13 protein-coding genes are annotated in these 13,228 nt (G+C 55.0%); 10 read left to right on the top strand and 3 right to left on the bottom strand.

Annotated elements, in window-relative coordinates; all coding sequences use genetic code 11:
* Positions 1–54 precede the first annotated feature (54 nt).
* Positions 55–1,209 carry a pyridoxal phosphate-dependent aminotransferase gene (locus tag GXX95_11100; protein ID NLT38682.1) on the top strand — a complete coding sequence of 385 codons (1,155 nt, stop codon included), beginning with the start codon at positions 55–57 and terminating at the stop codon, positions 1,207–1,209.
* 43 nt (positions 1,210–1,252) lie between these two features.
* Here the strand turns inward: GXX95_11100 and GXX95_11095 are convergent, their stop codons facing one another.
* Together GXX95_11095 and GXX95_11090 are read right to left on the bottom strand one after the other, a co-directional pair.
* A complete protein-coding gene (locus tag GXX95_11095) occupies positions 1,253–1,435 on the bottom strand; it encodes a Trm112 family protein (protein ID NLT38681.1) in 183 nt (60 codons plus the stop codon).
* 149 nt (positions 1,436–1,584) lie between these two features.
* Positions 1,585–1,896: a hypothetical protein gene (locus GXX95_11090; GenBank protein ID NLT38680.1), complete on the bottom strand. Its 312-nt coding sequence runs from the start codon at positions 1,894–1,896 to the stop codon at positions 1,585–1,587.
* A 198-nt stretch (positions 1,897–2,094) separates the two neighbouring features.
* Here GXX95_11090 and GXX95_11085 point away from each other — a divergent pair, with 198 nt between their 5' ends.
* The 6 genes from GXX95_11085 to GXX95_11060 all read left to right on the top strand — a co-directional run bounded on the left by GXX95_11085 (position 2,095) and on the right by GXX95_11060 (position 9,451).
* Positions 2,095–3,396 carry a phenylacetate--CoA ligase gene (locus GXX95_11085; GenBank protein ID NLT38679.1) on the top strand — a complete coding sequence of 434 codons (1,302 nt, stop codon included), beginning with the start codon at positions 2,095–2,097 and terminating at the stop codon, positions 3,394–3,396.
* Positions 3,393–3,827, top strand: coding sequence for an acetolactate synthase (locus tag GXX95_11080; protein ID NLT38678.1), 435 nt, complete (start codon positions 3,393–3,395; stop codon positions 3,825–3,827). Before GXX95_11085 ends, GXX95_11080 begins: the two co-directional genes overlap by 4 nt.
* 264 nt (positions 3,828–4,091) lie before the next feature.
* Complete coding sequence (locus GXX95_11075; GenBank protein NLT38677.1) at positions 4,092–5,702, top strand: sodium:solute symporter family protein; 1,611 nt, start codon at positions 4,092–4,094, stop codon at positions 5,700–5,702.
* 460 nt (positions 5,703–6,162) lie between these two features.
* Positions 6,163–6,477: a hypothetical protein gene (locus GXX95_11070; protein NLT38676.1), complete on the top strand. Its 315-nt coding sequence runs from the start codon at positions 6,163–6,165 to the stop codon at positions 6,475–6,477.
* A gap of 296 nt (positions 6,478–6,773) precedes the next feature.
* Positions 6,774–7,844, top strand: coding sequence for an alanine--glyoxylate aminotransferase family protein (locus GXX95_11065; protein NLT38675.1), 1,071 nt, complete (start codon positions 6,774–6,776; stop codon positions 7,842–7,844).
* A complete protein-coding gene (locus tag GXX95_11060; GenBank protein ID NLT38674.1) occupies positions 7,841–9,451 on the top strand; it encodes a phosphoglycerate dehydrogenase in 1,611 nt (536 codons plus the stop codon). The genes GXX95_11065 and GXX95_11060 overlap by 4 nt, the downstream gene beginning before the upstream one ends.
* 10 nt (positions 9,452–9,461) lie before the next feature.
* Here GXX95_11060 and GXX95_11055 read toward each other — a convergent pair whose 3' ends face one another.
* Positions 9,462–9,758, bottom strand: a complete 297-nt coding sequence (locus GXX95_11055) for an MTH1187 family thiamine-binding protein (protein ID NLT38673.1) — start codon at positions 9,756–9,758, stop codon at positions 9,462–9,464.
* 214 nt (positions 9,759–9,972) lie between these two features.
* On the opposite strand from GXX95_11055, the gene GXX95_11050 reads away from it, so the two are divergent.
* The 3 genes from GXX95_11050 (at position 9,973) to GXX95_11040 (ending at position 13,228) form a co-directional block, all read left to right on the top strand.
* Positions 9,973–10,386 (top strand): hypothetical protein, encoded by a 414-nt coding sequence (locus GXX95_11050; GenBank protein NLT38672.1) that lies wholly within the window; start codon positions 9,973–9,975, stop codon positions 10,384–10,386.
* A 106-nt stretch (positions 10,387–10,492) separates the two neighbouring features.
* The gene (locus GXX95_11045) at positions 10,493–12,355 is read left to right on the top strand and encodes an ATP-dependent DNA helicase (GenBank protein ID NLT38671.1); all 1,863 of its coding nucleotides are present in this window, start codon (positions 10,493–10,495) and stop codon (positions 12,353–12,355) included.
* A gap of 309 nt (positions 12,356–12,664) precedes the next feature.
* Positions 12,665–13,228, top strand: a complete 564-nt coding sequence (locus GXX95_11040; protein NLT38670.1) for a CDP-2,3-bis-(O-geranylgeranyl)-sn-glycerol synthase — start codon at positions 12,665–12,667, stop codon at positions 13,226–13,228.

Here is a 13,228-nt window from a genome sequence, read left to right as displayed (position 1 = left end):
ACCATGCGCTCGTGACGCCAAGTATAAATCGAAGACCTCAATATCCCTGCTCCGATGCTTTCAAGGCGCCTCAGCAACGTGCCCGAATCCGGTACCGTAAAGATCGCCAATATCGTTAGCAGGCTTAAGCAGGAGGGCGCGGACGTGGTCTCCTTCTCCATGGGTGAACCTGATTTCCCAACTCCCGAGAACATCAACGAGGCGTGCATCAGCTCCATCCACGATCACTTCACACACTACACTCCATCGGCAGGCATCCCCGAGCTGCGAAAAGCCGTGGCGGAGAGGACGCGTAAGGAGAACGGCATACCCTGTACCGAGGCCAACGTCATAATCACTCCCACCAAGCAAGCGATATTCCTATCGATGCTCGCCATGCTCGATGACGGTGATGAGGTCATATTGCCCGACCCAACTTGGGGGACGTATGACGCATGCGTCCGTCTGGCAGGCGGGATACCTCGCTATGTGCCCCTGGAAGCGGAGAGCGATTACCGAATGACCCCGGAGAAGGTGGTCGAGTGCATCGGTCCCCGTACTAAGATGGTACTCCTGAACTCCCCGGCGAACCCGACCGGCTCCGTGCTCACGTTCGACGATATCAAGGGAATTGCTGACCTGGCCAAGGACCACGACCTGCGGGTGCTGAGCGATGAGGTCTATTGGAAGGTAATCTTCGGAGAGAAGCACCACTCCATCGCCTCACTCGACGGCATGTTCGAGAGGACCATCACCGTCAACGGCCTGTCCAAGACCTATGCCATGACTGGCTGGAGACTAGGCTGGGCCATTGCTCCCCTGGAATATATAAAGGGATTGAACACTCTGCAGACCCACTCCCTCACCTGCGTTACATCATTCGTGCAGAAGGCGGGCGTGGAGGCACTTAAAGGTCCTCAGGATTCAGTGGAAATGATGGTCGATGAGTTCCGGGCTCGTAAGGACCTAATAATGTCCCTGATCAGGGACATACCGTCATTGCATTGTCCCGAGCCGAAGGGAGCTTTCTATCTATTCCCCTCGTACGATCACAAGATGAGCTCCGAAGATATGGCCGCCTATCTTCTGGACAAGGCCCATGTCGCGGTCACGCCCGGCGCTGCATTCGGTCCCTCGGGGGAAGGACACTTCAGGATATCATACGCCTGCTCTCGCGAGGACATAACGAAGGGCATGACCAGGATAAAAGAGGCCCTCGCAAAGCTATGACGGGATACGTTCGAGAGCGCTGCGGTTAGGAGCCCTGGACCCATCATCTGTCCTTGGGAGGTATCATGTCAGGTATCCCATCTACAATGGGATATTCAGCCTTGCACTGGGGGCATTTGAGCGACCCTTCGACCACATCTTCATCATCCCTCTTTTCTACAGTCAGGTCAAGTGGGTGGCTTTTGCACACAGGGCATGCGAGAATATCCACAAGGGTCGATCTCATGAGCGACAACAACAAGGAATGGCCATTATATCTCCTTTCCTAAAGAAGAGATGAAAGAAAGGATCGTATGCCTATCCACATGGCATCCTGGCTTGCTTGACCGGCCCCTGTAAAAAAAGGGATCGGGCGCCTTCAATGGATGAAGGGCACTACTTCTTCTTTGCTTTCTTCCCCTTCTTACTGGGCTTTGCCTTTGGAGCAGGCTTCTCCTCTTCCTCTTCCTCCTCCTCTTCCTCATCCTCGTCCTCCATGGTGTGGCATTCGCACTCCTCATCATCGCACTCCATGGGTTCCAGGAAGTCGATTAGAAAATTGTTCATCTCCGATAGCATGATCCGGGCCTTCTCCACCTCGCCCTCGTCGAGCAGCTCCAGCACTATCTCCAGGTCCTCCTGCATGGCGCCAAGGTCGTCATCTAGATCATCAAGCATCGCGTAGAGGTAGTCGAGTTTGTCAACCATGCCTTCTCGATAGTCGCATCGTGGCAATGAATGTTCCGCTGAGACGGGGCCTCCTTTTCAATAAACATATAAATGCTACATGTTATCACCGCTCACTCCGCACCGGGATGTACTCCCGGTCCATTGCATCAGGAACGGGCTGTTCCAGGGCGGTCTGGTCTCGATCCTAGAAGTTGACCGCCCGTAAGGTGAGGACCGATGGTCGTTTGGGAACCCCGCATCGAGAACATGCCACAAGAGGAGCTGGAGGCGCTCCAGTATCGTTCGATGAAGACCCTGGTGTACAGACTTTACTCTTTCTCGGAATTCTACCACGCAAGGATGAGAGCGGCCAACGTCCATCCTGATGACATCAGGAGTATGAAGGACGTCACCAAATTACCGTTCATGAGCAAGAAGGACCTTCGCGAAGGCTACCCCGATAAGTGTTTCGCGGTCCCCCGAAAGGAGGTGGTAAGATACCACGTTTCCTCGGGTACGACAGGGAAGCCGACCATCGTCGGCTATACCAAGAACGACATCGAGAACTGGACCAACTCTCTGGCACGTTCCCTTACGTCCATCGGTCTAGGCCCTCACGACGTCATTCAGGTGAGTAACACCTACGGGCTGTTCACCGGGGGCATCGGCTTCCACTATGCTGCAGAGCGGATCGGAGCGGCGGTGGTGCCGGCCTCAACCGGAAATACCGAACGGCAGATAGAGCTCATTCAGGACCTGGGGGTGACTGCCATGGCCGCCACCCCTTCGTACATGCTTCACTTGGGGGAGGTGGCGGAGAAGATGGGCATATCGATCAAGAACGACACCAATCTGAGGGTCGGCCTCTTGGGAGCTGAGCCCTGGTCCATCAAGATGCGGGACCGTATCGAGGACTGGCTTGGCGTAAAAGGTTACAATTGCTACGGTACCTCGGAGCTTTCCGGCCCCATGTTCTCTGAGTGCTCAGAGCGGGACGGCATCCACATCTGGGGCGATATGACCTATATCGAGGTAATCGATCCCGAGACCGGGGAACATGTGGCTCCCGGGGAGAAGGGCGAGATGGTCCTCACGATGCTACAGAAGGAGGCCCTGCCCATCATCCGGTTCCGTATCGGCGACATTACATCGATCGATCCCGAGCCCTGCCCCTGCGGACGCACCCATCCACGTATTAAGCGCATATTTGGCAGGGTCGATGATATGCTCATCGTCCGCGGCATAAACGTGTTCCCTTCACAGGTTCAGCACACCCTGATGAGCATCCCTGAGGTAGGTGAGCACTTCCAGATCGTTGTGGAACGCAAGGGAACACTGGACACCATGCTGGTCAAGGTAGAGATTAAGAAGGAGGCTTTCACCGACAACATCGTTAAGCTGATGGAGATCCGAGAGAGGATCGCCCATCGGCTCAAGAACAGCTTGAACGTCGGTGCTACCGTGGAATTGGTGGAGCCGGGCACCCTACCTAGATACGAGGGCAAGTCCAAGTTCGTAGTGGATAAGAGGGAGATATGATGAGCGAGAGGTACCACATCAAACAACTCTCTATTTTCGCGGAGAATCGCCCTGGCCGCCTGGCCTCCGTGGCCAAAGCGATCAAGGAGGAAGGCATCAACATTTATGCGTTCTCCATAGCCGAGGGCGCAGGTTACGGTGTCATTCGCATGCTGGTGGACCAGACCGAGAAAGCCTTCTCCAAGCTGCATGGACTGGGTTACACTGTCCGATACACCGATGTCCTGGCGTTGGAGATGGAGGACCGGCCGGGAGGCCTGTACGATGCCATCACCATCCTAGGCGAGGCAGGGATCAATATAGAGTACTCCTACGCCTACTCAGGCCGCAAGTGCGCTGTACTGATCATCCGTGTGGAGGATATCGATGTGACCATAGAGAAGCTCCTGGCCTCAGGGACGCGCTTGCTGGAGATGTCCCAGTTCACTTGATGCCAGTGAGAGAAATGCTAGCATGCACCGTTCTAGCATGGCACACTTAAAATAGTTGTATTGTAATTCATTTAAGCCGGAGGAAAGGGGGACTAACTGTAGGTGTTAGTATGGACCATATCCGCTGGTGATTGAGGGAGGAAAAAACAATGTGGGGCATTGACGACCCTTGGATATTGGCCGGGTATGGATTGGCTATCGGATTCACTATAGCATGTGTTCTTTATGGTTGGTGGAAGAGGAACGAGGTAGAAGAGGGATAGAATGGTAGATACTACCACGTTCTGGATATTCGCGATTATTTATATTGCCATCACCCTTGTTCTTGGCTACCTTGGATATAAGAAAACAAGAGCCTCCGAAGACTTCATGCTGGCCGGACGGCACATACACCCCTGGATCATCGGATTGTCCTATGGGGCCACGTTCATATCCACTTCGGCGATAGTAGGTTTCGGAGGCATCTCTGCCCAGTACGGCATGGGCCTGATCTGGTTGGCCATGCTCAATATCTCTGTCGGGGTGCTGTTGGCCTTCGCCCTCTTCGGCAAGAGAACGAGGACCTTGGGAAAGAAGCTTAAGGCCGTGACTTTCCCCGATCTCATGGGAAAGAGGTTCAAATCCTCGTTCATGCAGTACGCCGCTGCGATCGTTATTCTAGTATCGATGCCACTCTACGCGGCTGCCGTTCTGATAGGGGGCTCCAGGTTCGTAGAGACCACTCTCGGGGTGGACTTCAACCTCGCACTGCTGGCCTTCACGTTGATAACCGCCATATATGTTATCGCAGGGGGCCTCATAGCGGTCATGTACACCGATGCCATGCAGGGCATCATCATGCTCGTGGGCATGGTCGTCCTTCTCTTTCTCACGTTCTCCCTGCTGGGGGACCCCACCACTGCTTTCACTAAGCTCAGTGATCTTTCTCCGCAGATACCAACGGCCCTGTCGAGCAAGGGTATGTTCAGCTGGACGGCGATGCCTACCTTCGGATCGGAGATATGGTACGTCCTGGTGACCACCATCATCATGGGAGTGGGGATAGGCGTCCTGGCTCAGCCACAGCTGGTGGTCCGCTTCATGACCGCCAAGGACAACAAGGCCCTCAACCGGGCGGTCCCCATCGGGGGTCTCTTCATCCTGCTCACCACGGGCATAGTCTACACGGTAGGTCCGCTGACGAACGTGTACTTCTTCGAGAGCCTTGGTAAGATCTCCATAGCTGCCGCCAATGGCAATGTGGACAACATCATGCCGCTGTTCATCAGCTCCGCCATGCCTGACCTGTTCGTAGTAATATTCATGCTGGTGCTATTGGCAGCGGCCATGTCCACCTTGAGCGCCATCTTTCACACTATGGGGACTACCGCAGGCTTCGACCTGTGGTCCCATATAAAGCGTGTGAGGACCAAAGCAACGGAGCTGCCTTCACCGTCTTTGAAGGCCAACAAGTGGGGAACGCTCATCATGATCGTGCTGAGCGTGGGACTGGCCTTCATAATGCCAGGAAGCATAATCGCCCGGGCTACTGCTATGTTCATGGGTCTGTGCGCTTGCGCATTCCTTCCCGCCTTCATCCATGGCCTGTTCAGCAAGAACCCCTCAGCCCTGGCAGCGAAGCTGTCCATGGGGCTGGGCGCCGCTTCTTGGTTCATTTGGACGGCATTCGTCCACCTGAAGGAGTCGCAGGCCCTAGGAATCAGCAAGTTCCTCTTTGGGCAAGATGCGATACTGGGGGCTCCGTGGACCGTGATCGATCCCCTGGTCATTGCCCTGCCCATATCCGTCGCCGCCCTGGCAATAGGCTGGGCATGGGATGCGCATAGGATAAAGGATGAGATGGGGGCCAACGGCCGAATCGGCGTGCAGGAGTAGACTCGATCTGATGAACCAAAGGGAGGGGTGAATGGGGAATCGCCCCTCCAACATTCTTTCAACAACCCCATAGTTGTTAGGGAACGTCGACTCTGAGAATTAGTCATTAGAAGCGAAGGACCGTTGCATGTCTGGATAATCCCGATGGACGAATCTGAGCACATAAGTATTAAGTTGGATGAGCGTTTCCTATAGGACCAACCGGGAACGGGGCCTGGTGACATGCTCGCACTTCAATCTTATGATTGGCTCCATCCCCCTACCGGTCCTTCCATCATCCAAAGGGTCATCCATACCCTTTAGAGTATGACCTTCTCTTAATTTTTCGAGCAGCAGGGTTAATTGCTGCAGAATGACAGAGCTCTTTTCTAGACACTATGAGAAAAAAATGCAGAACCTAGGAAGGAATATCATATAGCTCGATACATTATGATTCGGCGACAATATGGAGTTCCTTGTATTGATGACCCTGAGCGAGAGAGGCATGGGCAAGACAGACGAGGAGAACAAGGAGATACTCGAGAATAAGATCTTGCCCAGCATCGACATGCTCATCTCCATGGAAGAGGAGGGCATGCTGAGCGGAGGCTTCTTCGGTGGCCAACGGTCGGCCGCGTTCGTCATGAGCGTGGAGGATGAAGAGACCCTCGACGACACCGTCTCCCAGCTTCCATGCTCCGATATCTTTGACATTGAAACGGTCCCTATGGAGTCACTGAAACAAGCACGCGAAAGAGATCTGGAGGTCCTGAAGACCCTGAGCGGTCGGCTCTAGTGCCATCTCCATGCCACAGAGGTCATGAGAACGGATGGCGGTCATGGAACTCTGACTGCATTGATTGGACTTTCTTCAAGGTCATCGTAAGGTTTATATTCATATTTCCATGATACCGGAAATCAACATGCCAGGCCCTAACAATCTACCCAGAATGGATTTTTGTCACCCATCCCGGATAGGCCACGTGCTAGGCATGGAGACGACCGCGAGCGGATCGGGATATGGACGTGGAGGACGGTCTCAGACGTCCCCCCCTCTCCTGGCCTGAGCGGTCCTGGAAGCTATTCCGGGGGATGTCTTTGAATCATACACTGTTCACCGTAGGTCCGGTCGAGGTCCGTAAGGAGGTCCTCGAATCCATGACCAGGCCGATGATAACCCATCGGAGCAAGGAATATGAGAGGCTCCAGGCGAGCGTAGTGGAAAAGCTCCATAAGACCCTGGACACCGACATGAACATCATGCTGTCCCCTGCATCGGCATCCGGGCTGCTGGAAGCGTGCGTACGCAATGGTGTGAAGAGCAAGATGTTGGGCATCTCCAACGGCTCCTTCGGTGATCGCTGGCAAGGGATAGGCACGGAGAACGGCAAGGATGTCAAGAAGATCAATGGGGATTGGGGGAAGGCCATTAAGCCGGCCCACCTGGAAGGTCAGCTCAGCGATGATATCGAGGCCGTGACCCTGGTAGCCAATGAGAGCTCCACCGGGGTGCTCAACCCTGTGAAAGACATTGTCGAAACCGTTCGCCAGAAGCACGACCCCTTGATGTTCGTAGATGGGGTCACCGCAATATATGGCTCTGATCTCAGGATAAAGGATCTGGACCTTGATGCTCTCGTTTTCGGGACCCAGAAGGCCTTGGCACTACCACCGGGTCTGGCTGTCATATGCTGCTCGGACCGATTGCTGGAAAAAGCTAAGTCGGTACCGAGCAGGGGCTACTACTTCGATCTTTTACAGATGAAGAAGATGGCCGACAAGAACTACTCCCTCACCACTCCCCCCGTATCTCTGATGTACGCTCTCGATTTCCAGTTGGATAGGATCCTTAAGGAAGGGATGGCGGCCAGGTACCGCCGCCATCAGGAGATGGCGGACGAGGTTCATAAATGGGCAATGTCCCATCATGGTCTGTACGCGGAACCTGGTTACATGTCCCATACCATCACAGTGCTGAACCGTGGCGACATCGACTTCAGCAAGCTGAACAAGGGCTTGAAGGAGCGCGGATGCGAAATATCTAATGGCTATGGCAACATAAAGGAAACTACGTTCCGGATAGGCCACATGGGGGACCTTACCGTAGCGGAGATACGCGAGCTACTGAAGAAAATGGACGAGGTCCTGGAGGCGATGAAATGATCAAATTGTTGGTCACTGACGAGCTCTCGAAGGAAGGCTTGGAGATGCTCAAGAGCGGCGGCCAGGTCCAGGTGGACATCAGGCCGGGAATTGCCCACGATGAACTCATCAAAATAATTGGCGAATATGATGCTATCATCATCCGGTCCGGCACAAAGGTGGATGCTGCGGTGATAGAGGCCGGCAAGAACCTCAAGGTCGTGGGCAGGGCCGGTGTAGGCATCGATAACGTGGATGTCAAGGCCGCCACCCGAAAGGGGATATTGGTCATGAACACTCCCGCGGCCAACATCATCTCGGCTGCCGAGCATACCATGGCTCTGATGATGAGCCTGGCCCGTAATATCGTATGGGCCGACGCCTCCCTGAAGAAAGGTGAGTGGAAGCGTTCCAAGTTCACCGGATTCGAGCTGAACGGAAAGACCCTTGGTATCGTGGGCATAGGCAGGGTAGGCGGGGAGGTGGCCAAGCGTGCTAAGTCCTTCCAGATGAAGCTGGTGGGCTTCGATCCCTACATCCCACCCGAGGTGGCCGTTAAGCTCGGGGTTAGGCTCATGCCCCTTGAGCAGGTTATAGAGGAGTCGGACATTATCACCATCCACGCGGCCCTCACTCCCAGCACCCATCACCTGATCAGCAAGGAGCTGATCGCAAAGATGAAGCCCAATGCCATAATCCTCAACGTCGCCCGTGGGGAACTGATCGACGAGGACGCCCTCTTCGAGGCCCTCCGTGACAAGAGGATCGCCGGCGCTGCTCTGGACGTGTTCTCCAAGGAACCACCTACGGGATCCAACCTGCTCACCCTGGACAACATCGTGGTCACTCCGCACCTCGGGGCATCCACCAAGGAGGCCCAGGAGAAGGTGTCCGCGGAGATGGCCGAGCATGTGAAGATGTTCCTTGTGGACAAGCGCATCTCCAACGCCGTCAACGCACCGGTGCGGGGTATGGACCCCAAGGTGGTGCCGTTCATCTCCGTCGCAGAGCGCCTAGGAGCGTTCGCTGTGCAGCTTACTGATGCCCCCGTGGCCAAACTGCAGGTCACAGTCTACGGCGACCTGGCCTCGGTGGACTCAAAGATGCTGACCGTTTCCGCCCTCATGGGCGTACTTTCTAACTTATCCGGGGAACAGCCCAACATAATCAACGCCGAGATAATCGCCAAGGAGAAGGGGGTCCAGGTCGTGGAGTCCAAGGTCGAGGAGTCCGACCGCTACGTCAATATGATCTCCATCTCCCTGCAATCCAACGGGGTCAGGAGAGAGGTGCGCGGTACTGCCTTCCCGGGGTCCGAGCCACGGCTTCTGGGGATAGACAACTACGATCTTGACATGCCCCTCGAGGGTGATTTTTTGATGTCCGTCCATGCTGATGTGCCGGGCATCATCGGTCGCATAGGCACTACACTGGGGAGCCGTGACATAAACATCGCTCGAATGGGTCTGGGGCGGGATGAAAAGGGAGGAAGGGCTCTCATGCTGGTATCGGTGGACAATCCCGTCACCGAGGACACTGTGAAGGAGCTAGCCGCGATCAAGGGCTTCGAGGAGGTCCGCTTCATCAAGCTCAGCGATATCGGTAACAGGGATTATCTCCAGATCTGAAAACCTCTTCTCAATCAACCATTTTTTCTTTAACGCTCCTGACCTTTCTCGTCATCTCATCGGTGTGTGCATCACGGTCGTCAAGACGGATCACGGTCGTCACCCTCTTGGACATCGATCGGACCCTCAGGTGGCACTGGGCGATGGTATCCATGACCTTGTGGAAGTCCCCCTCCAGGATCGTGCCCATGGGCGTGAGCTGATATTTTAGACCGCTTTTCTCGACGATCTTGATACACTCAGCCACATATGCGCTCAAGGACTCCCCTACCCCGATCGGTACGACGCTGAACTCTGCAATCATGATGGTATCACTATTGGTATTGAGACCCTCCGTATTTTTATACTGCTCGCTCAGAAAGAACAGTAAGGCCTATGCAAGGTAAAGCGCAAGAACAGAAGAGGGAAATATCGTTCTCACAAACGATAAATATCTCTCAAACTGTTTATATGACCGCTACCAAAGCATCGGTACTCTAGAAGATAACAGTTTAGCCAGATATCCTTTGGAAGGTTTAACGATGATGAAAAGTGAAAAGTTGGCCCACGATACCACTCTGACCTTGGATGAGCTTACCCTTGCCATACGAAATGGGATAGATAAGGAGGGCATGCCGGACGATCAGGCCAAGCAGATGGCTCAGCATATTCTCAACTTCTTTGGTTACAGCGAGAGAATCATCGATAACATTCTGGAACCTGAGGACAGGGATGCATTCTACATGCTAGAGGATACTGGAATCCTCACCACGGAGAGAGAGGAGACTACGCTCTACGATGGAAGGGAGTGGAGGATCCACTACTGGCTTTTCCGAAAGGAGCGCATATTTGAGCTTATCGACGACAGTGGCTCCCTGGAAGGGGATGTGACCGGTCAGCTGTCCATATACGACGAACTGGGCGAGGATGCCTGGCAGAGGAGCAGGGTGGACTGAACTCCCCCAACTTGTTTTTCGCTCCCCTTACCGAAAGAAACATATCCTCCATTCAGGGGTGAGTGCCTGAATGGACCTGTTCCCTTATACCCCAAGGCCTCACCAGATGGAATTGGTCAACGCCATATCCACCTGCGTCCGCTCTCGGGGGCATCTTGTTGTGGAGTCTGGAACGGGAACGGGCAAGACCATCTGCGCCCTCTCGGGCACCCTCCAAGCCGCACTGGAACAGGATAAGAAGGTCATATACCTCACCCGAACGAACTCCCAGCAACGGCAGGTCATGCTGGAGCTGAGGAAGATCAACAGGTCCCGCCCAGTCTTGGGCGTCGGCCTTCAGGGGAGGCAGAGCACTTGCCCGCTGATACAGAGAGACCCTGACCTCCGGAGCGGCAATCCCGAAGAGCTGTCGAAACTGTGCGCGGAACGGAAGGCGAGGTCACGGGCGGGTAAGAGTGGTGGATGCAGGTTCTATGAGGCTGTCCTGTCCACAAACTTCGCCGATGTGGAGCATTACTTCAGAGAAGAGCTACCTACGGTGGAGGAGTTCATCACCTATTGTGACGGCTCAGGCCTTTGTCCTCATGAGCTCATCAAGGACCTCCTGCCCAAGGCTAGCGTGGTGACCGCCCCATATGCTTTCTTCTTCATGCCTTTCATCAGGCACAATCTCCTCGACTGGATGAACATCCCCATATCAGATGCGGTGGTCATTGTGGACGAGGCCCATAACCTGCTCGAGTATGCCCGGGAGATACGCTCGGTCTCGCTATCATCTCGGCTCCTGGATCTGGCGGCCAAGGAGGCAAATGAGCAGGGGGACCCCGAGATCGCTGAAGGAATAAGCACACTAGATTTGGTGGATGCATGCCGCAGGAGGCTGCGGGAGGCCTTGGAGGAGTTCCTGATAGAGGATGATGGTCTGATCCCCCCAATCTTTCTGGAGGAGGGCCTGATGAGCACCTTCACTGCCACCACCAAAGGGCTTCTCAACATGACCAGGTCCTTGTTGGCGTACGGGGAGACGATACGGGAGGAAAAACGCAAGAGCGGACGGCTCCCACGCTCCTACATGCACTCCCTAGGGAGCTTCCTTCAGTTCTGGCTTGATCTGGACGAGGAGTGCTACGTGAAGTTGGTAGTGGGTGGGGAAAACCCCGCATTCGAGGCCTACTGCATGGACCCGGGGCTGGCCTGCAGGGCCTTAATGGAGTGTCATGCATCGGTCCACATGTCAGGGACGCTGCGCCCCCTGAACGAGTACCGGGACTCCACCGGCCTACCGAAGGGTACGCCCTTGATGACCTTCCCTTCCCCCTTCCCTCCCGAGAACCGTAAGGTGTTCTATCTGGAGGACGTCACCTCCAGGTACGAGGACATAGTTAAGGACGAGGAGATAATTGAACGCATGGAGGGCCATACTGTCTCTCTGTGCAACGTACTGGACCGGAACACGGTGGTCTTCTTTCCCTCTTATGCCCTCATGGACCGCTTCCTGGACGATGGCCTCCTGTCCCGTATACACAGGACAGTGTACACGGAGCGGCGGGGAATGGGCCAGAGCGATCTGATGGAGGAGGTCAGCCGCTTTAAGAGCTCCCCTGAAGGCGCGGTGCTACTAGCAGTAATGGGTGGAAGGGTGAGCGAAGGGATCGATTTCCCCGACAAGGAGCTGGAGGTCGCCATCATCGCGGGCATACCCTATCCCAAGCCAACTGCCAAGCAACGGGCTTTGCTTCACTATTACGAGGTAAGGTTCGGACGGGGTTGGGAGTACACAGTGAAAGCTCCTGTGACCAGGAAGTTGCTACAGGCGATAGGCCGGCTCATACGCACGGAGACCGACATGGGGGTAGCCGTCATCCTTGACCGGAGGGCCAACCAGTTCTCCGACCGCCTGGAGGTCGAAACCTCCTCCACCGTGGTCAACGACGTTCTGAACTTCTTCGTTCGAAGGAAGATGGGTTGAAAGGGAAATAACAAAATTTTTCCACTGGGGGCATACCATGGTCCCAATGCTCCCGGTAGGTCAAGCAAAACGCTCAGCTGCCAGGACGACCCCATAGCTCAACAATAGATGGATTTGCCAGCAGTAGTTGAAAATCGATCTTAGGCACCAGTAATCCTCGTCGGTCTCTGCCTCTTTCTCATAATGTTTTGTATGAACATCCTTCTAACCCCCATCCCTTCAATGGCATCTCTAGCGAAGGGTCGCCACGTCAGCATAGACCTCCGGAGGATGGGCAATGCTAATCTACGGGATGGTCATTCCTGCCTCATGGACCTCCTCATGGTCGCCATCAGCGGCATATTCCTTTTCCTGCCCGCACTGCTCCCTAACTCCGCTGCGGTGCTGTTCGGTGGGGGCACCCCGGTCGACTTCGGCCGGACATGGAGGGGGAAGCGGATCCTGGGGGACGGCAAGACCTGGACCGGATTGATCGGAGGGGTCTCCGCGGGTACGTCTCTAGGGCTGCTACTGGCCATCTTGACAACGGCCCTGGACGCTTCGGAAAGCTGGAGGTGGGGTCTTGGGCTCATGCCCATTGGAGTGGTGTTCTCACTCTCTTTGGGGTCTCTACTGGGAGATATGGCAGGGGCTTTTATCAAACGCCGCCTGGGAATGGTGAGGGGACAGAAGGCCGCGGGGCTGGACCAGTACGATTTCGTCATCGGGGCGTTGGGGTTGACCGCGCTTACCTATCCTGGATGGCTATGGGCTCATTATCTTGATGGCGAGGCCGTGATAGCGCTCATAGCTTTGCTGGTGTTCGTCCCCCTCCTCCACCGCAGCGTCAATATAATAGGTTTCAAGCTCGGTAAGAAGAAGGAGCCGTGGTGA

This window comes from Methanomassiliicoccus sp. (assembly GCA_012719175.1).
In the GTDB taxonomy this organism is placed as follows: Archaea; Thermoplasmatota; Thermoplasmata; order Methanomassiliicoccales; family Methanomassiliicoccaceae; genus UBA6.
The sequence above is the reverse complement of the archived record's forward strand: the minus strand, read 5'-3'. Positions and strand labels throughout refer to the sequence as shown.